Genomic DNA, 19,422 nt, shown 5'->3' with positions numbered 1-19,422 from the left:
CTAGGCCGTTTTCATTTGTGCTTCAGTGTCTTAGATAAATCTCCTGTTACGTAAGCCGAAGGTAAATTGCCGGTAAAGGCGCTTTGCTTAATGCCCTCCAGTGCTTATCGTTCAGCCTCCCGTAGAAGAAGCCCACGCGCCCAATGGTTGATCATTCAATGCAATCCTCCCCCCGTAGTCCCCGTCGCTGGCTGTTCGGCCTGCTTGTCCTGTTGGTCGTCGCTGGTGTGTGCTGGAAGTTCTGGCCTGCCGGTACTGACCATAAAGCGGGCGAAAAGCCGAAAGCCGTTGCCGGGCATACGGGTAAGGCCGGGGGCATGCGTCCAGGCTTCGGCGGTGCGACCGGGCCGATCCCGGTGCGGGTGGCCCCGGCGGTCAAGGGTGACTTCCCGCTGTATTACAAGGCACTGGGCACGGTCACGGCGCTGAATACCATCAATGTGCGCAGCCGGGTGGCGGGCGAATTGATGAAGATTGCCTTCGAGGAAGGGCAGATGGTCAAGGCCGGCGACTTGTTGGCCGAAATTGATCCACGCCCTTACCAGAACGCCTTGCTCCAGGCCGAAGGCACCTTGCTGCAAAACCAGGCACAACTGAAAAACGCCCAGGTCGATGTCGAGCGCTATCGCGGTCTGTTTAAAGAAGACAGCATCGCCAAGCAGACGCTGGACACCGCCGAAGCGTTGGTCGGCCAATACCTAGGCACAGTCAAGACCAATCAGGCAGCGGTTAACGACGCCAAGCTCAATCTCGAATTCACCAAGATCCGCGCGCCGATTACCGGGCGCGTCGGTTTGCGTCAACTGGACGTCGGCAACCTCGTCGCCGCCAACGACACCACCGCGCTGGCTATCATCACTCAGACCCAGCCGATCAGCGTCGTCTTCACCTTGCCGGAAAACAGCCTCGACACCGTTTTGGCCCGTTACCACTCCGGCGCCAAACTGCCGGTGGAAGCCTGGGACCGTGGCGACATGAAAATGCAGGCCAGCGGTGTCTTGCAAAGCCTGGACAACCAGATCGACGTCACCACCGGCACGCTGAAATTCAAGGCGCGCTACGATAATCGCGATCAAGTGCTGTTCCCCAATCAGTTCGTCAACGTGCATCTTCTGGCCGATACCCTCAAAGGCGTAGTGCTCGCGCCGTCGGCAGCGATTCAGTTCGGCACCAACGGCACCTTCGTCTACGCCATGGACGGGGACAAGAAAGTCACCATTCGCCAGTTGAAAGTCGGCGCCAGCGACGGTGATAACACCGTTATCACCGAAGGCCTGGCCGTCGGTGATCGTGTGGTCCTGGAAGGCACCGACCGCCTGAAGGAAGGCAGCGAAGTGGAAGTCGTCAACGACAGTCAGGATGTACCGACCACCCCGACCGAACACCTGCAAGGTAAATCCGCGGCGAAAACCACTGAAGCGACCGCCAACGACAAGGTGAAGAAGGGCGCATGAACATCTCGCGGCTGTTCATCCTTCGCCCGGTCGCCACGACCCTGAGCATGCTGGCCATTATTCTGGCCGGCATCATCGCCTACCGGTTGCTGCCGGTGTCGGCGCTGCCCCAGGTCGATTACCCGACCATCCGCGTCATGACGCTCTATCCCGGCGCCAGCCCGGACGTGATGACCAGTGCGGTGACCGCGCCCCTTGAGCGCCAGTTCGGGCAAATGCCCGGCCTGACCCAAATGGCGTCCACCAGCTCGGGCGGCGCCTCGGTGTTGACCTTGCGGTTCAGCCTCGACATCAACATGGACGTCGCCGAACAGCAGGTGCAAGCCGCGATCAACGCCGCGACCAATTTGCTGCCCAAGGACCTGCCGGCGCCGCCGGTGTACAACAAGGTCAACCCGGCGGACACCCCGGTGCTGACCCTGGCCATCACCTCCAAAACCATGCTGCTGCCCAAACTCAATGACTTGGTCGATACGCGCATGGCGCAGAAAATTGCCCAGATCAGCGGCGTCGGCATGGTCAGCATTGCCGGCGGCCAGCGTCAGGCGGTGCGGATCAAGGTCAACCCCGAGGCCCTGGCGGCCAATGGCTTGAACCTGTCGGATGTGCGCACCCTGGTCGGCGCGTCCAACGTCAACCAGCCCAAGGGCAACTTCGACGGTCCGACCCGGGTGTCGATGCTCGACGCCAACGATCAGCTGACCTCGCCCAAGGACTACGCCAACCTGATCCTCGCTTATGCCAACGGCGCGCCGTTGCGACTCAAGGACGTGGCCGAGATCGTCGACGGTGCCGAAAACGAACGGCTGGCGGCGTGGGCCAATGAAAACCAGGCGGTTTTGTTGAACATCCAGCGCCAGCCCGGGGCCAACGTCATCGAAGTGGTCGACCGGATCAAGGCCTTGCTGCCGAGCATCACCGACAACCTGCCGGCCGGTCTTGAAGTCACGGTTCTCACCGACCGCACCCAGACCATCCGCGCCTCGGTCACCGACGTGCAACACGAATTGCTGATCGCCATCGCGCTGGTGGTCATGGTCACGTTCCTGTTCCTGCGCCGGGCCAGCGCCACAATCATTCCATCGGTTGCGGTGCCGTTGTCGCTGATCGGCACCTTCGGCGTCATGTACCTTGCGGGGTTCTCGGTCAATAACCTGACCCTGATGGCCCTGACCATCGCCACCGGTTTTGTGGTGGATGATGCCATCGTGATGCTGGAGAACATTTCCCGGTTTATCGAAGAGGGCGACAGTCCTCTAAATGCTGCGCTCAAGGGCGCCAAGCAAATCGGCTTCACCCTGATTTCCCTGACTTTGTCGCTGATCGCGGTGCTGATTCCGCTGCTGTTCATGGCCGACGTAGTAGGGCGGCTGTTCCGTGAATTCGCCATCACCCTGGCGGTGGCGATCCTGATTTCCCTGGTGGTGTCCCTGACCCTGACACCAATGATGTGCGCGCGGCTGCTCAAGCGTGAACCTAAGGAAGAAGAGCAAGGCCGTTTCTACCGGGCCAGCGGCGCGACCATCGACTGGATGATCGCCGCCTACGGGCGCAAATTGCAGTGGGTGCTCAAGCACCAGCCGCTGACCTTGCTGGTGGCCATCGCCACCCTCGGCCTGACCGTCTTCCTTTATATGGTCGTGCCCAAGGGCTTCTTTCCGGTGCAAGACACTGGGGTGATCCAGGGCATTTCCGAGGCGCCGCAGTCGATTTCCTTTGCCGCCATGAGCGAGCGCCAGCAGGAGCTGGCCAAAGTGATCCTCGCCGACCCGGCGGTGGAGAGCCTGTCGTCCTACATTGGTGTGGACGGTGACAACTCGACGCTCAACAGCGGTCGCATGTTGATCAACCTCAAGCCCCACAGTGCGCGGGACCTCAGCGCCACCAAGATCATCGCGCGTCTGCAACCGGAAGTGGACAAACTGGTCGGCATCCGCCTGTTCATGCAACCGGTGCAGGACTTGACCATCGAAGACCGGGTCAGCCGCACGCAGTACCAATTCAGCATGTCGTCCCCGGATTCGGAATTGCTCAGTCTGTGGAGCGGGCGGCTGGTGGAAGCCCTGGTGCAACGGCCGGAACTGACCGACGTTGCCAGCGATTTGCAGGACAAGGGTTTGCAGGTGTACCTGGTGATCGACCGCGATGCGGCGTCACGGGTCGGGGTGTCGGTGTCGAACATCACCGATGCACTGTATGACGCCTTCGGTCAGCGGCAGATTTCCACCATTTACACCCAGGCCAGCCAGTATCGCGTGGTCCTGCAATCGCAGTCCGGCGAGAAAATCGGCCCGGACGCGCTGAACCAGATTCACGTCAAGACTACCGATGGCGGGCAGGTGCGCCTGTCCAGCCTGGCGCATGTCGAGCAACGGCAGACGCAATTGGCGATCACCCACATCGGCCAGTTCCCGGCAGTGATGATGTCGTTCAACCTGGCGCCCGGCGTGGCGTTGGGGCATGCGGTTGAAGTCATCGATCAAGTGCAGAAAGACATCGGCATGCCGATTGGCGTGCAGACCCAGTTCCAGGGCGCGGCGGAAGCGTTCCAGGCATCGCTGTCGAGCACCTTGCTGCTGATCCTCGCGGCAGTGGTGACCATGTACATCGTGCTCGGCGTGCTCTACGAGAGTTACATTCACCCGATCACCATCCTCTCGACCTTGCCCTCGGCGGCGGTCGGCGCCTTGCTGGCGCTGCTGTTAACCGGCAATGACCTGGGGATGATCGCGATCATCGGCATCATCCTGTTGATCGGCATTGTGAAGAAGAACGCGATCATGATGATCGACTTCGCCCTCGACGCTGAACGCAACCAGGGCATGGCCCCGGAGCAGGCGATCTATCAAGCGGCGCTGCTGCGGTTCCGACCGATCCTGATGACTACCCTGGCCGCCTTGTTCGGCGCGGTGCCATTAATGTTGGCCACCGGTTCCGGCGCAGAACTGCGTCAACCGTTGGGCCTGGTGATGGTTGGCGGCTTGCTGGTGAGCCAGGTGCTGACCTTGTTCACCACCCCGGTGATCTACCTGTACTTCGACCGCCTCGGTCGGCGCTGGGGTCGCAAGTCTGACACCGTGGAAGCGGTAGAGCAGCCATGAACCTGTCCGGACCTTTCATCAAGCGCCCGGTCGCCACCATGCTGCTGAGCCTGGCGATCATGCTGCTGGGCGGCGTGAGCTTCGGCCTGTTGCCGGTGGCGCCGCTGCCGCAGATGGACTTCCCGGTGATCGTGGTCCAGGCCAGTCTGGCCGGTGCGAGCCCGGAAGTGATGGCCTCGACCGTGGCCACGCCGCTGGAGCGTTCCTTCGGCGCCATCGCCGGGGTCAACACCATGAGCAGCCGCTCCAGCCAGGGTTCGACCCGGGTGATTTTGCAGTTCGACATGGACCGCGACATCAACGGCGCGGCGCGGGAAGTGCAAGCGGCGATCAACGCCTCGCGCAACCTGCTGCCCAGCGGGATGCGCAGCATGCCGACCTACAAGAAGGTCAACCCGTCGCAAGCGCCAATCATGGTGTTATCGCTGACTTCTGATGTGCTGGAGAAAGGCCAACTCTACGATTTGGCCTCGACGATCCTGTCCCAGAGCCTGTCCCAGGTGCAGGGCGTGGGCGAAGTGCAGATCGGCGGCAGCTCCCTGCCGGCGGTGCGTATCGAACTCGAACCCCAGGCATTGAACCAGTACGGCGTGGCCCTGGATGACGTGCGCAACACCATCGCCAACGCCAACGTGCGCCGGCCGAAAGGCTCGGTCGAGGACGACCAGCGTTTGTGGCAAGTGCAGGCCAACGATCAACTGGAAAAGGCCAAGGACTACGAGTCGCTGATCATCCACTACAACAACGGCGCGGCCCTGCGCCTGAAGGATGTGGCTTCGGTCAGCGATGGCGTCGAGGACCGCTACAACAGCGGTTTCTTCAACGACGACGCGGCAGTGTTGCTGGTAATCAACCGGCAGGCCGGTGCCAACATCATCGAAACGGTCAACGAAATCAAAGCGCAGTTGCCGGCGTTGCAGGCGGTGTTGCCGGCCAGCGTCAAGCTGAACCTGGCCATGGACCGCTCGCCAGTGATCAAGGCCACGTTGCACGAAGCGGAAATGACCCTGCTGATTGCCGTGGCGCTGGTGATTCTGGTGGTGTTCCTGTTTCTCGGTAATTTCCGCGCCTCATTGATTCCGACGCTGGCGGTGCCGGTGTCACTGGTCGGCACCTTCGCGGTGATGTACCTCTACGGTTTCTCCCTGAACAACCTGTCGCTGATGGCGCTGATCCTCGCCACCGGTCTGGTGGTGGACGATGCCATCGTGGTGCTGGAGAACATTTCCCGGCACATCGACGAAGGCGTGCCGCCGATGAAGGCTGCGTACCTCGGTGCCCAGGAAGTCGGGTTCACCTTGCTGTCGATGAACGTCTCGCTGGTGGCAGTGTTCCTGTCGATTCTGTTTATGGGCGGGATCATCGAAAGCCTGTTCCGCGAGTTTTCCATCACCTTGGCGGCGTCCATCGTTGTCTCGCTGATCGTCTCGCTGACCCTGACCCCGATGCTCTGCGCCCGTTGGCTCAAGCCGCACACGCCAGGGCAGGAAAACCGTTTGCAACGCTGGAGTCAGCGCGCCAACGAATGGATGGTCGGCAAGTACGCCACCAGCCTCGACTGGGTGTTGCGTCATCGGCGCCTGACCCTGCTCAGCCTGATCATCACCGTGGGCGTCAACGTCGCGCTGTACGTGGTGGTACCGAAAACCTTCATGCCGCAGCAGGACACCGGCCAGTTGATCGGTTTTGTGCGCGGCGACGATGGCCTGTCATTCAGCGTCATGCAGCCGAAGATGGAAATCTTCCGCCGTGCGGTGCTCAAGGACGATGCGGTGCAAAGCGTGGCCGGCTTCATCGGCGGCACCAACGGCACCAACAATGCCTTCATGCTGGTGCGGTTGAAGCCGATCAAGGAACGCAACATCTCGGCGCAAAAGGTTATCGAACGCCTGCGCAAGGAAATGCCCAAGGTCGCCGGTGCACAGCTGATGCTGATGGCGGACCAGGACCTGCAATTCGGCGGCGGTCGTGAGCAAACTACTTCGCAGTATTCCTACATCCTGCAAAGCGCCGACCTGGGCTCGTTGCGCGAGTGGTACCCGAAAGTCGTCACGGCGCTGCGGGCCTTGCCGGAATTAACCGCGATTGACGCCCGTGAAGGACGCGGCGCGCAGCAGGTGACCTTGATTGTCGACCGCGACCAGGCCAAACGCCTGGGTGTCGACATGGACATGGTCACCGCAGTGCTGAACAACGCCTACAGCCAGCGGCAGATTTCGACGATCTACGACAGCCTCAACCAGTACCAGGTGGTGATGGAGGTCAACCCGAAATACGCCCAGGACCCGATCACCCTCAAGCAGGTGCAGGTGATCACCTCCACCGGCGCGCGGATTCCGCTGTCGACCATCGCTCACTACGAAAACAGCCTGGAAGACGACCGGGTCAGCCACGAAGGCCAGTTCGCTTCCGAGAGCATCTCCTTCGACATGGCCGAAGGCGTCACGGTGGAGCAGGGCACGGCGGCCATCGAGCGGGCGATTGCCAAGCTCGGCATGCCGGAAGACGTGATCGTGAAAATGGCCGGCACCGCCGACGCCTTCGCCGCGACCCAAAAGAGCCAGCCGTTCATGATTCTCGGCGCGCTGGTGGCGGTGTATCTGGTGCTGGGCGTGCTGTATGAAAGCTACATTCACCCGCTGACTATTCTGTCGACCTTGCCGTCGGCCGGGGTTGGCGCGTTGCTGTCGATCTATGCCTTGGGCGGCGAGTTCAGCCTGATCTCGCTGCTGGGGCTGTTCCTGCTGATCGGCGTGGTGAAGAAAAACGCCATTCTGATGATCGACCTGGCGTTGCAGCTGGAGCGGCATCAGGGCATGAGTCCGCTGGATTCGATTCGCAGCGCCTGTCTGCAACGTCTGCGGCCAATTCTGATGACCACGCTGGCGGCGATCCTCGGCGCACTGCCGCTGTTGCTCAGCCGTGCCGAAGGGGCGGAAATGCGCCAGCCATTGGGCCTGACCATCATCGGCGGGCTGATTTTCAGCCAGGTGCTGACCCTCTACACCACCCCGGTGGTTTACCTCTATCTCGACAAACTGCGCCATCGCTTCAATAAATGGCGTGGGGTACGTACCGATGCAGCTCTGGAAACTCCGCTATGACTGACCGTTCGCTTATCACCCTGGCTGCACCGATCGCCATGGCCCGGGGCTCGCGTTTGTTGAGCCTGGCGCTGTGCATGGCCCTGATCAGCGCCTGCGCCGTCGGCCCGGATTACCAGCGTCCGCCCACCGCCGAGCCGGCGCAGTACAAGGAAGCCGAGGGCTGGCGTCAGGCCAGTCCGAGCGATTCCCTGGCCCGTGGTGCCTGGTGGGAGTTGTACGGCGACCGCCAGCTCAATGGCCTGATCGAGCAACTCAACAGCGCCAACCAGACCGTGGCCCAGGCCGACGCCCGGTATCGTCAGTCGCAAGCCTTGGTGGAAAGCGCCCGCGCGGCGTTTTACCCCACGGTGGACCTGAGTGCGGGCAAGACCCGCTCCAGCCAGGGTGCCGGCAGCAGCAGTTCAAGCCTGAGCAGTTCGGCCAGCGGTATTCGAAATACCTACACCACTCAGTTGGGTGTCAGCTGGGAAGCGGACATCTGGGGCAAGCTGCGTCGCGGCCTGGAAGCCGATACTGCCAGCGCACAGGCAAGCTTCGCCGATCTGGCCGCCATGCGCCTGAGCCAGCAGTCCGAGTTGGTGCAGAACTACTTACAGTTGCGGGTCATCGATCAGCAGAAACGCTTGCTGGAATCAACGGTCGTGGCCTACGAGCGCTCGCTGCAAATGACCCAGAACCAGTACCGCGCCGGCGTCTCCGGGCGGGATGCGGTGGCCCAGGCTCAGACGCAGCTCAAAACCACCCAGGCCAATCTGGTGGACCTGATCTGGCAACGGGCACAGTTCGAAAACGCGATTGCTGTGCTGATCGGCAAGGCACCGGCGGAGTTCAACCTGGCGCAAACCCAGGACATTCCGAAACTGCCGCAGATTCCCCTGAGCCTGCCGTCGCAACTGCTCGAACGCCGGCCGGACATTGCCTCTGCCGAACGTTCGGTGATTGCCGCCAACGCCAATATCGGTGTGGCTAAAGCCGCTTACTACCCGGACTTGAGCCTGAGCCTGAGTGGCGGCTACAGCAGCAGTACATCCAGCAACCTGATCAGCTTGCCGAACCGCTTCTGGTCGGTGGGGCCAAAACTGGACTTGCCGTTGTTCGACGGTGGCGCGCGCTCGGCAGAGGTTGATCGCAACGAAGCGCTCTACGACGAAACCGTGGCCAAGTACCGCCAGACCGTACTCGATGGTTTCCGCGAGGTGGAAAACTACCTGGTGCAGCTCAAGGTGTATGAGAACGAAGCGGCGGTTCGCCAGGAAGCGCTGGACGCCGCCCGGGATTCCTTGCGCCTGACCGAGAACCAGTACAAGGCCGGGTTGATTGCTTATCTGGACGTGGTGGTGGTTCAAGCCACGGCGTTGAGCAATGAACAAAGCGTATTGAACGTGTTGCAGAGCCGGTTGATTGCCAGTGTGCAGTTGATTGCGGCGCTGGGCGGTGGGTGGGATGGGCAGCTTGAGATGAGCGATAACAAGTAACCCTACCCTGGAATGAAGGTTGTGCCGAAGAGATGTTGTGGCGAGGGGGCTTGTCGGAGTGCCGCACCACCCCGTTCGGCTGCGTAGCAGTCGTAAATCCAGGCAACTCGGTGAAACTGGAAAGTGCCGGGGGCCGCTGCGCGACCCAACGGGGGCAAGCCCCCTCGCCACAGTAAATCGCGTTGAGTCAGACGGGGTTTTGACTTCAAACAAGCGTTTCATCGGCTTGATGGCCAATTGATAATTTTGTCAGTGCGTTCTTCCGCGCAATCAGTACAATCGCCGACTTTGCCCCCCGAGAACGGATGCAGTACAGTGGGCCGTCACGAGAAATATCATGCTTATCGGCACTTATTCCCCCACGCTGGTTTTCATCTCGCTGTGCGTGGCGATTCTCGCTTCCTATACCGCCCTGGACCTGACTGGCCGGATCGCCACCACCAAGGGCCGGGCTGTTCATCTGTGGACCGCCGGTGGCGCAGTCGCCATGGGCATAGGCGTGTGGTCGATGCATTTCATCGGCATGCTCGCCTTCAAATTGCCGATCGATCTGGGCTACGACCTCAGCCTCACCGTGCTGTCGCTGGCCATCGCGATCCTGTCCTGCGGCTTTGCCCTGTGGCTGGTCAGTCAGCCGAAGCTGCCTGTGTGGCAGTTGGCATTTGGCGCGCTGGTCATGGGCAGTGGCATCAGCGCCATGCATTACACCGGCATGGCGGCCATGCTCATGCTGCCGGGCATCGATTACGACCCGACGCTGTTCAGCGCGTCGCTGCTGATTGCCGTCGGTGCGTCGGCAGCGGCCTTATGGATCGCCTTCCGCCTGCGCCAGCACACGCCTTACGTGGGTCTGATCCGTGGCGGTGCGGCGGTGATCATGGGTTTCGCCATCGTTGGCATGCACTACACCGGCATGGCGGCGGCGCGCTTTCCCGACGGCAGCTTTTGTGGTGCCGCCCTCAGTGGTTTGAGCGGCAAAGGCCTGGACAATCTGGTGTTGATCACCACTCTTGCGGTATTGAGCATCGCCTTGCTGACTTCGATTCTGGACGCACGCCTGGAAGCCCGCACTGCCGACCTGGCGAAATCGCTGACCGAAGCCAACCGCGAACTCACCCAACTGGCCCTGCACGACACCTTGACCGGCCTGCCGAACCGCATGTTGCTGGCTGATCGCATCGAGTTGGCCATGTCCAAGGTGCAAGAGCAGGGTGGTTGTTTTGCGTTGATGTTCATCGATCTCGACGGTTTTAAACCGGTCAACGATGCGTTCGGCCACCACATGGGCGACCAGTTATTGCGTGAGGTCGGGTTGCGACTGCGCGAGGATTTACGCAGCCAGGACACCCTGGCGCGGATCGGTGGCGACGAATTCGTGCTGCTGGTGCGCTTGAGTGAGCCCGACGACGCACTGAACCTCGCGGCCCGCCAGGTTGCCCTGATCGCGCGCTCGTTCCGGGTGGCCGAACATGACCTGCAGATTTCCGCCAGCGTCGGCATCGCGCTCTATCCTGGCAACGGCCAGACTGCGCAAGAACTGCTGATGAACGCCGACGCCGCGATGTACCACGCCAAAGGCACCGGGAAAAACGGCCACAGCTTCTTCGACGCGTCGATGAACAGCAACGCCCGTAAACAACTGCAACTGCTGCAAGACCTGCGCGCCGCCCTCGAGCAGCAACAGTTCAGCCTGTATTACCAACCCAAGTTCGACGCCAGCAATGGCCGCCCGGTCGGCGCGGAGGCTTTGTTGCGCTGGGAGCACCCGACCCAGGGCATGTTGCTGCCGGACAAGTTTATCGATTTGGCGGAAAAGACCGGGTTGATCATTCCCATTGGTGAGTGGGTGCTGAACGAGGCCTGCCGGCAGATGCGCGAATGGTATGTGCTCGGCTACACCGACTGGCGTATCGCGGTGAACCTGTCGGCGTTGCAGTTCTGTCATGTCGGCCTGGTCCAGAGTGTGGCCAAGGCGTTGGCCACGCACCATTTGCCGGCCAACAGCCTGACCCTGGAAATCACCGAAACCACCGCCATGAGCGACGCTGATGCGAGTATGACGGTGCTGCAGGAACTGTCGGAAATGGGCGTCGATTTGTCGATTGATGACTTCGGTACCGGCTATTCGAGCTTGATGTACCTCAAGCGTCTGCCGGCCAATGAGCTGAAAATCGACCGCGGTTTTGTCCGGGACCTGGAGCACGACAGCGATGATGCTGCCATCGTCTCGGCCATCGTTGCCCTCGGCCAGGCGTTGGGGTTGCGGATCGTCGCTGAAGGTGTCGAAACCGGTGTGCAGCAAGACTTTCTGACGAAACTCGGGTGTGATTCGCTGCAGGGTTACCTGCTGGGGCATCCGCTGCCGGCAGAACGCTTCATGCTCGACATTCACCGTGGCGAGCAAATGGCGGCGGGCTGATAGACGGACCGCGTTATCGTTCTTCGCGGGCAAGCCTCGCTCCTACAGGTGCGCGCAATCCTGTAGGAGCGAGGCTTGCCCGCGAAGGCGTCCTCCCGGACACCACAGAGCCCATGCAAAACCCGCCAATGACGGTTATTCTTGCCCCCGACCGCTAAAGCTTGAGATGGGGGAAAAGCAGCATGGAAAAAGTCATCATCATCACCGGAGGCAGCCGTGGCATCGGCGCCGCGACTGCATTATTGGCTGCCGAGCAAGGTTATCGGATTTGTATCAACTATCTGGCTGACGAAGTCGCCGCCTTGAGTGTGCTGGAGCAAGTCCGCGCCCTCGGTGTGCACGCCATTGCAGTACGGGCCGACGTCAGCATCGAAGACGAAGTGATCGCCATGTTCCACCGCGTCGACACCGAGCTGGGGCGGGTCACCGCTTTGGTCAACAACGCCGGCACCGTCGGGCACAAGTCCCGGGTCGACGAAATGTCCGAGTTCCGCATTCTCAAAATCCTCAAGACCAACGTCCTGGCACCCATCCTTTGCGCCAAGCACGCGATCCTGCGCATGTCGCCCAAGCATGGCGGGCAGGGCGGCAGCATCGTCAATGTGTCGTCGGTAGCAGCCCGCTTGGGCGCGCCGGGCGAATACGTCGACTACGCGGCGTCCAAAGGCGCGCTGGATACCTTTACCTTGGGCTTGTCCAAGGAAGTGGCGGGCGAGGGGATTCGCGTCAACGCGGTGCGCCCTGGCTACATCTACACCGATTTCCATGCGCTCAGTGGCGACCCGGATCGGGTCAGCAAGCTTGAGTCCGCTATTCCGATGGCTCGGGGCGGACGGCCGGATGAAGTGGCGGAAGCGATTGTTTGGTTGTTATCGGACAAGGCCTCGTATGCGACCGGGACTTTCGTTGATCTTGGGGGTGGGCGCTAACCCTTGGATTTGCGTTGTCTGGTCTGACGTCATCGCGAGCAAGCTCGCTCCCACAGTGGATTGAGGTGAACACATTAGTTGTGAACACAGCCGATCCTTGTGGGAGCGAGCTTGCTCGCGATAGCCATCTATCAAGCGACATCGCACTGTCAGAACGACCTGACGATCCTGCCCAACGTCTCCATCGCCTTTTCCGCCGCCTCATCCCAAGGGCTGCCGTAATTCAACCGAATACAATTCCTGAAACGCTGGGTCGGTGAAAAGATCGGCCCCGGCGCGATGCTGATGCCTTGGGCCAGCGCCATTTGGAACAACTTCAGCGAATCCATTTGCGGCGGCAGTTCCAGCCACAGGAAGTAGCCGCCGGCCGGTTGGCTGACGCGGGTCTGTGCCGGGAAATAGCGGGCGATGGCGGCGAGCATGGCGCTTTGCTGCTCTTCCAGGGCGTAGCGCAGTTTGCGCAGGTGTCGATCATAACCGCCGTGTTGCAGGTAGTCGGCAATCGCCGCCTGGGCCGGCATCGAGGCGCAGAGCGAGGTCATGAGTTTCAGTCGTTCGATTTTCTGCGCGTAGCGCCCGGCGGCGACCCAGCCGATGCGATAGCCTGGCGCGAGGCTCTTGGCGAACGAACCGCAGTGCATCACCAAACCTTCGGTGTCGAACGCCTTGGCCGGTTTCGGTGCTTGCTGGCCGTAATAGAGTTCGGCGTAGACGTCGTCCTCGATCAGCGGCACCTGATGGCTGCGCAACAGTTCCACCAGTTCCTGCTTCTTTGCCTCGGGCATGGTTGCGCCCATCGGGTTCTGGAAACTGGTCATGCACCAACAGGCCTTGATCGGGTGGCGTTCCAGGGTTTGCGCAAGCACGCCGAGGTCGATGCCGTCCCGCGGGTGCACCGGGATTTCCACGGCTTTGAGCTTCAGGCGTTCCAACACTTGCAGGCTGGCGTAGAACGCCGGGGCTTCGATGGCCACCAGGTCGCCGGGCTCGGTGACGGCTTGCAGGCACAGGTTCAGGGCTTCGAGGGCACCGTTGGTAATCAGCAACTCCTCCATGGGCAGCATCAACCCGCCGACCATGTAGCGCAGGGCGATTTGCCGGCGCAGTTGCGGGTTGCCCGGCGACATGTCGGTAACGACCATGCGCGGGTCCATTTCCCGGGCGGCACTGGCCAGGGAGCGGGACAGGCGTTGCAGCGGGAACAGCGTCGGGCTGGGGAAAGCCGAGCCGAACGGTACGGTGGTCGGGTCCTTGATCGAGTCGAGGACCGAGAACACCAGTTCGCTGACATCGACTTCGGTGGATTCGTTGACCTGGCTGCTGATCACCGGCTCGGAGAACGGGCTCGGGGCGTGGGTGTTGACGAAGTAACCGGAACGCGGCCGGGCGCGGATCAGGCCGCGACGTTCCAGCAGGTAATAAGCCTGGAACACCGTGGACGGGCTGACTCCGTAGGTCTGGCTGGCGTAGCGCACCGACGGCACGCGCTGACCGGGGCCGAGGACCCCGGAGCGGATCAGTTCAGCGATGTCATCGGCGAATTTTTCGTAGCGTTTCATCGAGTGCCTGGGTTGAAGTTATTTATGTGGTGCGCCGTTGTGGCGAGGGAGCTTGCTCCCGCTGGGGTGCGCAGCGCCCCCAAAATCTTTGCGACTGCTTCGCAGCCGAGCGGGAGCAAGCTCCCTCGCCACAATGGACCGCGCCTGACAATGGCCGGCATCTTAACGGCTCAACGATTCATCGGCGCAACAAACCGGCTCTGGGCCACGCTGTAGATGTCCGGCTCATCGCTGTCGACAATCTTGAAGCTGAGGGTCTGTGAGCTGCTGCTTGGCCGTTCCGTGGTCATCGCCACCGACACCGGCACATCAACAATTTCACCCGGCGCCAGGCTCAGTTCAGTTCTGCCTTGCAACTGGAAGCCCTCGCCATCCTCCAGGCTCAGGCGATAGTCCTGACGCTGCTGGGTCTTGTTGATGACTTTCAGGCTGTAGATGTTTTCGATCTGGCCCTCGCTGTTTTCGCGGTACATGCCACGGTCCTTGGTAACGTCCAGGGACACCATCGGCCGTTCCACCAGCGCCAGGGCCAGCGCACCGATCATCAGCAACAGCACCGCCGTGTAACCAATCAATCGTGGCCGCAGCAGGTGGGTCTTGCCGCCCTGCAATTCATGCTCGGAGGTGTAGCTGATCAGGCCGCGAGCGTAGCCCATTTTGTCCATGATCGAATCGCAGGCGTCGATGCACGCCGCGCAGCCGATGCATTCCATCTGCAAGCCGTCGCGGATGTCGATGCCGGTGGGGCAGACCTGCACGCAGACCTGGCAGTCGATGCAATCACCGAGGCCGACGTCGGCCGGTTTCACCTCGCGTTTGCGTGGGCCACGGTTTTCGCCACGGGCCACGTCGTAGGAAATGGTCAGGGTGTCTTTGTCGAACATCACGCTCTGGAACCGCGCATACGGGCACATGTGCATGCACACCGCTTCGCGCAGCCAACCGGCATTGATGTAGGTCGCGCCGGTGAAGAAGATCACCCAGAACAGACTGACGCCGGCCATTTGCAGGGTCAGCAGTTCTTCGGCCAGGGGCCGGATCGGCGTGAAGTAGCCGACAAAAGTCAGGCCGGTGAGCAGGCTGATGCCCAGCCACATCGTGTGCTTGGCCGAACGGCGCAGCAGTTTGTTCAGGCTCCAGGGCGCTGCTTGCAGTTTGATGCGCTGGTTGCGTTCGCCTTCGGTGACTTTCTCGCACCACATGAAGATCCAGGTCCAGGAGCTTTGCGGGCAGGTGTAGCCGCACCAGACCCGGCCGGCAAACACGGTGATCGCGAATAAGCCGAACGCGGCGATGATCAATAGCGCCGAAAGCAGGATGAAATCCTGCGGCCAGAAGGTCGCGCCAAAAATGTGGAATTTGCTTTCGGACAGGTCCCAGAGCACTGCCTGGCGGCCGCCCCAGTTCAACCACACTGTGCCGAAGAAGGCGAGGAACAGAAAACCGGCACCGCTCATGCGCAGGGTGCGGAACAGACCGGTGAAGCTGCGGGTGTGGATCAGGGTGTCGCTGGATTTGGCCTTCATCTTTGGACGCGAAGGCTCATAGCGCTGGACTGCCGGGGCGCTTTCTACGGTTCGGACGGGGATTCTCTCGCTCATGGTCGTTCGCTCATCAGCCTCCATCAGGCCGGTGCACTATGAGCGGCGATCTGTTTGCATAACAGACTCAGGTATTGCAATAAAAAGCGGATCAGATGGATCGTGAACGAGTGCCTGCGACAACTTGATGCACCCGCCAACGCAGGCTGCGGGCGCCTATCTCAGGCGTTCGCAGCGGTTGTTGATCCGGGTCAGTCAAATCACCGAATCACTGTCAGTGGCCTTCAAATGCTTACGACCGTCGACCGCGCCTGCTACGGTCAATGCGTCGGCTTCTGCTTCGGTGATGTAGACGCGCTGGCCGTTGATCTCCACCGCCGACATGGCTTTTTCCGAGTCGGTGATGATGGTGACGTCGGGGCACAGGCGAATCTCTTCGCCGTTCTCTATGGTGAAAAAGCAGGTCTGGTTTTCGATGCGCACGGTCATGGGACTGTCCTTTTTTCAGCGGAGACTAAAACGTTAGGTCACTCGGGACGACCATCGTTCTGTGCAACCGATTAATGGTCGGCGCGGTCCATCCTCTATCAATCAATACAAAGGACCGCGCCATGGACGCCTGGTGGCATGAGGTTTGGGTGACGCTGCAAGCGGAGTTCGCCGACGTTGGCGACGCTTCGCAACTGACGCGCATTACCGTGCGCTTGCTGATGGCCGCCGTGCTGGGCGGCATTCTCGGTTTCGAGCGCGAGCACAAGGGCAAGGCGGCCGGGGTTCGCACCCATATGCTGGTGGCCCTGGGCGCGGCGTTGTTTGTACTGGTGCCGCAGATGTCCGGCTCTCAGGCCGATGCCATGAGCCGGGTGGTGCAAGGGGTGATCGCCGGGATCGGGTTTCTCGGTGCCGGGACGATCTTGAAAAACACCGAGGGCGATGAGGGTCACGTGAAAGGCCTGACCACCGCCGCCGGGTTGTGGATGACGGCGGCGATTGGCGTCGCAGCAGGTATGGGACGTGAAGCGACAGCGGTGCTTAGCACCTTTTTGGCATTGGGAGTATTCAGCGTAATGCCCGCCGTTGTGCGATTCCTGGACAAGGACCGCAACCCGTGAACATCGCTGAAGATCCGCACGCTCCCTGTAGGAACTGCCGAAGGCTGCGATCTTTTGATTCTTGATCTTCGGCAATTTCTGAGGCGCCAAAAGCCAAGATCAAAAGATCGCAGCCTTCGGCAGCTCCTACGTGGGATTGTGCAAATGCCGCCCACGCGGGGGTGTGCAAACGTTATGGGCTGACAATCACCGGCGGCATGGTGGTCGGTGGCTCTTCCATGGGCGGCGGGGTGGTCCCCGGCGGCTCTTGCTCGGGCACCGGGTCCGGCTCGGTCGGCGGAATGGTCGGGTTGTCGATGTTCGGATCGGGCGTTTCAGCGGGGATCGGTATGCTCATCGTGAAGCCTCCTTGTGGCACATGGCGTAACTCGTGCTTAAGTTTGTTGACCACCGCGCAGAGGATTTGATTCCCACCAACACTCAGGCAAATCCCCGTGAACTTTTACCGGCACCTGTCGCTCGGAACCTAAGTGAGTTCATTCCGGGACAGACCGGCCCATGTGAATGAATATCAAGCACAAGAGCGTCCTTGGGGCGTAAAGGAGAGATGCTCGATGATCGCTGAAAAACCGACAGAACTCAGTTACAACCCGCATATGCCGCTGTCGCAGGCGTTATTGCTGCCGCGCATTGCCATTGAAAACGTGATGCCGACCCTCGATGGTGGGCAGTTTGCCGTCAAAGCCGTGGTGGGGCAGGACGTGCTGGTCACCAGCAAAGTCTTTGCCGACGGCCACGACAAATTGGCCGTACGCATTCGTTGGCGCGGCGAGGGTGAGGAGTCCTGGCACAGCGAAGCCATGGATGACCTGGGCAACAATGGCTGGCAGGGCCAGTTCCGCGTCGAGCGCCAGGGCCGCCATGTGTTCTGCATCGAAGCCTGGATCGATCAGTTCGCCAGCTTCTGTTATGAGCTGGAAAAGAAACACACCGCCCGCGTACCGGTGAGCCTGGAGTTGCAGGAAGGCCGGACCATGGTCCAGCACGCCGCCGAACGCAGTGACGGCCAACTGAGCGAGCAACTGGCCGGGTTGCACCATGAATTGTCCGGGCTGCTCGAAACCGAGCAGGTCGCGCTGTTCCTGCACCAGCGTAGCGCCGACCTGATGGCCCAGGCCGATCACCGGGCCTTCTTGAGCCTGAGCCAGGAATTCCCGCTGGATGTGGAACGGGACATCGCCCAGTTCGCCAGTTGGTACGAGCTGTTTCCGCGCTCGATCACCGACGATCCTGCCCGTCACGGCACCTTTAACGACGTGCACTCACGGTTGCCGATGATCCAGGACATGGGCTTCGACGTGCTGTACTTCCCGCCGATCCACCCGATCGGCCGAAGCTACCGCAAAGGTCCGAACAATTCCCTGACCGCAGGTCCCGACGATCCGGGCAGCCCGTACGCCATCGGCAGCGCCGAAGGCGGACACGAGGCGATTCACTCCGAGTTGGGTACCCGCGAAGACTTCCGCAGGCTGGTGGTCGCGGCAGCGGATCACGGGCTGGAAATTGCCCTCGATTTCGCGATCCAGTGTTCCCAGGACCATCCGTGGCTGGAGCAGCACCCGGGCTGGTTCAACTGGCGCCCCGACGGCACGATCAAATACGCCGAGAACCCGCCGAAGAAATACCAGGACATCGTCAACGTCGATTTCTACGCTGCCGACGCGATCCCCAGCCTCTGGGTTGAATTGCGCGACATCGTGGTCGGTTGGGTCGAGGAGGGCGTGAAGATCTTTCGTGTCGACAACCCGCACACCAAGCCACTGCCGTTCTGGCAATGGCTGATTGCCGATGTGCGGGCGCTGCACCCGGAAGTGATCTTCCTCGCCGAAGCCTTTACCACCCCGGCGATGATGGCGCGGTTGGGCAAGGTTGGTTATTCCCAGAGCTACACCTACTTCACCTGGCGCAACACCAAGGCGGAATTGGCCACCTATTTCAGCGAGCTCAATGAGTCGCCCTGGAGTGAGTGCTTCCGTCCGAATTTCTTTGTGAATACCCCGGACATCAACCCGGCGTTCTTGCATGAATCCGGGCGCGCCGGTTTTCTGATTCGCGCGGCACTGGCGACCATGGGTTCCGGCCTGTGGGGTATGTATTCCGGGTTCGAACTCTGCGAAGCGGCGCCGATACCGGGCAAAGAGGAATACCTCAACTCCGAGAAGTACGAGATCCGTCCACGGGACTTCAACGCGCCGGGCAACATCATTGCCGAGATCGCCCAGCTCAACCGCATCCGCCGGCAAAACCCGGCGCTGCACACGCATCTGGGGCTGAAGATTTACAACGCCTGGAACGACAACATCCTGTATTTCGGCAAGCGCAGTGCCGACGGCAGCAACTTCATTCTGGTGGCCGTCAGCCTGGACCCGCATAACGTCCAGGAAGCGAATTTCGAATTGCCACTGTGGGAAATGGGCTTGCCTGACGACGCACATACCCAGGGCGAAGACTTGATGAGCGGCCATCGCTGGACGTGGTACGGCAAGTACCAGTCCATGCGGATCGACCCGGCCCATCAGCCGTTCGGGATTTGGCGGATTACCACTTCCTGAACCCCCCCTGAGGCAGCACCTCTGCGGGATGACCCTGTAGGAGCTGCCGAAGGCTGCGATCTTTTGATCTTTTGCGATGTATGCCGCAGCACAAATCAAGATCAAAAGATCGCAGCTTTCGGCAGCTCCTACAGAGGCAGGTATTGCGCCTTAGCGGTTTTATCGAATTCACA

The 19,422-nt window shown here is 61.0% G+C and carries 12 protein-coding genes; 8 read left to right on the top strand and 4 right to left on the bottom strand.

Annotated elements, in window-relative coordinates:
- Window positions 1-143: 143 nt before the first annotated feature.
- The 6 genes from ACWIKB_RS23620 (at window position 144) to ACWIKB_RS23595 (ending at window position 12,485) form a co-directional block, all read left to right on the top strand.
- A complete protein-coding gene (locus ACWIKB_RS23620; protein ID WP_475269730.1) occupies window positions 144-1,454 on the top strand; it encodes an MdtA/MuxA family multidrug efflux RND transporter periplasmic adaptor subunit in 1,311 nt (436 codons plus the stop codon).
- Window positions 1,451-4,555: an MdtB/MuxB family multidrug efflux RND transporter permease subunit gene (locus ACWIKB_RS23615; protein WP_475269729.1), complete on the top strand. Its 3,105-nt coding sequence runs from the start codon at window positions 1,451-1,453 to the stop codon at window positions 4,553-4,555. The genes ACWIKB_RS23620 and ACWIKB_RS23615 overlap by 4 nt, the downstream gene beginning before the upstream one ends.
- A complete protein-coding gene (locus ACWIKB_RS23610) occupies window positions 4,552-7,659 on the top strand; it encodes an efflux RND transporter permease subunit (RefSeq protein ID WP_475269728.1) in 3,108 nt (1,035 codons plus the stop codon). Before ACWIKB_RS23615 ends, ACWIKB_RS23610 begins: the two co-directional genes overlap by 4 nt.
- Window positions 7,656-9,137, top strand: coding sequence for an efflux transporter outer membrane subunit (locus tag ACWIKB_RS23605; protein WP_475269727.1), 1,482 nt, complete (start codon window positions 7,656-7,658; stop codon window positions 9,135-9,137). Before ACWIKB_RS23610 ends, ACWIKB_RS23605 begins: the two co-directional genes overlap by 4 nt.
- A gap of 337 nt (window positions 9,138-9,474) precedes the next feature.
- The gene (locus tag ACWIKB_RS23600) at window positions 9,475-11,556 is read left to right on the top strand and encodes a putative bifunctional diguanylate cyclase/phosphodiesterase (RefSeq protein WP_475269726.1); all 2,082 of its coding nucleotides are present in this window, start codon (window positions 9,475-9,477) and stop codon (window positions 11,554-11,556) included.
- Window positions 11,557-11,738: 182 nt separating this feature from the next.
- Window positions 11,739-12,485 (top strand): SDR family oxidoreductase, encoded by a 747-nt coding sequence (locus tag ACWIKB_RS23595; RefSeq protein WP_475269725.1) that lies wholly within the window; start codon window positions 11,739-11,741, stop codon window positions 12,483-12,485.
- A gap of 149 nt (window positions 12,486-12,634) precedes the next feature.
- On the opposite strand, the gene mapR is transcribed toward ACWIKB_RS23595, so the two are convergent.
- The 3 genes from mapR to ACWIKB_RS23580 all read right to left on the bottom strand — a co-directional run bounded on the left by mapR (window position 12,635) and on the right by ACWIKB_RS23580 (window position 16,074).
- Complete coding sequence (gene mapR, locus ACWIKB_RS23590; RefSeq protein ID WP_054046464.1) at window positions 12,635-14,044, bottom strand: GntR family transcriptional regulator MpaR; 1,410 nt, start codon at window positions 14,042-14,044, stop codon at window positions 12,635-12,637.
- 170 nt (window positions 14,045-14,214) lie between these two features.
- Window positions 14,215-15,645, bottom strand: a complete 1,431-nt coding sequence (gene ccoG / locus ACWIKB_RS23585; RefSeq protein WP_475269724.1) for a cytochrome c oxidase accessory protein CcoG — start codon at window positions 15,643-15,645, stop codon at window positions 14,215-14,217.
- Window positions 15,646-15,840: 195 nt separating this feature from the next.
- Entirely contained in the window at window positions 15,841-16,074 is a 234-nt protein-coding gene (locus tag ACWIKB_RS23580) for a DUF3203 family protein (RefSeq protein ID WP_475269723.1), read from the bottom strand.
- 122 nt (window positions 16,075-16,196) lie between these two features.
- Between ACWIKB_RS23580 and ACWIKB_RS23575 the strand changes: the two genes are divergently transcribed.
- Entirely contained in the window at window positions 16,197-16,697 is a 501-nt protein-coding gene (locus tag ACWIKB_RS23575; RefSeq protein WP_475269722.1) for an MgtC/SapB family protein, read from the top strand.
- A gap of 172 nt (window positions 16,698-16,869) precedes the next feature.
- Here the strand turns inward: ACWIKB_RS23575 and ACWIKB_RS23570 are convergent, their stop codons facing one another.
- Window positions 16,870-17,034 carry a hypothetical protein gene (locus tag ACWIKB_RS23570; RefSeq protein WP_475269721.1) on the bottom strand — a complete coding sequence of 55 codons (165 nt, stop codon included), beginning with the start codon at window positions 17,032-17,034 and terminating at the stop codon, window positions 16,870-16,872.
- Between the two features lie 217 nt (window positions 17,035-17,251).
- Between ACWIKB_RS23570 and ACWIKB_RS23565 the strand changes: the two genes are divergently transcribed.
- Window positions 17,252-19,249, top strand: a complete 1,998-nt coding sequence (locus ACWIKB_RS23565) for an alpha-1,4-glucan--maltose-1-phosphate maltosyltransferase (RefSeq protein WP_475269720.1) — start codon at window positions 17,252-17,254, stop codon at window positions 19,247-19,249.
- Window positions 19,250-19,422: the final 173 nt, after the last annotated feature.

The sequence above is a fragment of the Pseudomonas sp. 5Vm1k genome, from assembly GCF_056161485.1.
This window is presented reverse-complemented; position numbering and strand designations above follow the sequence as displayed.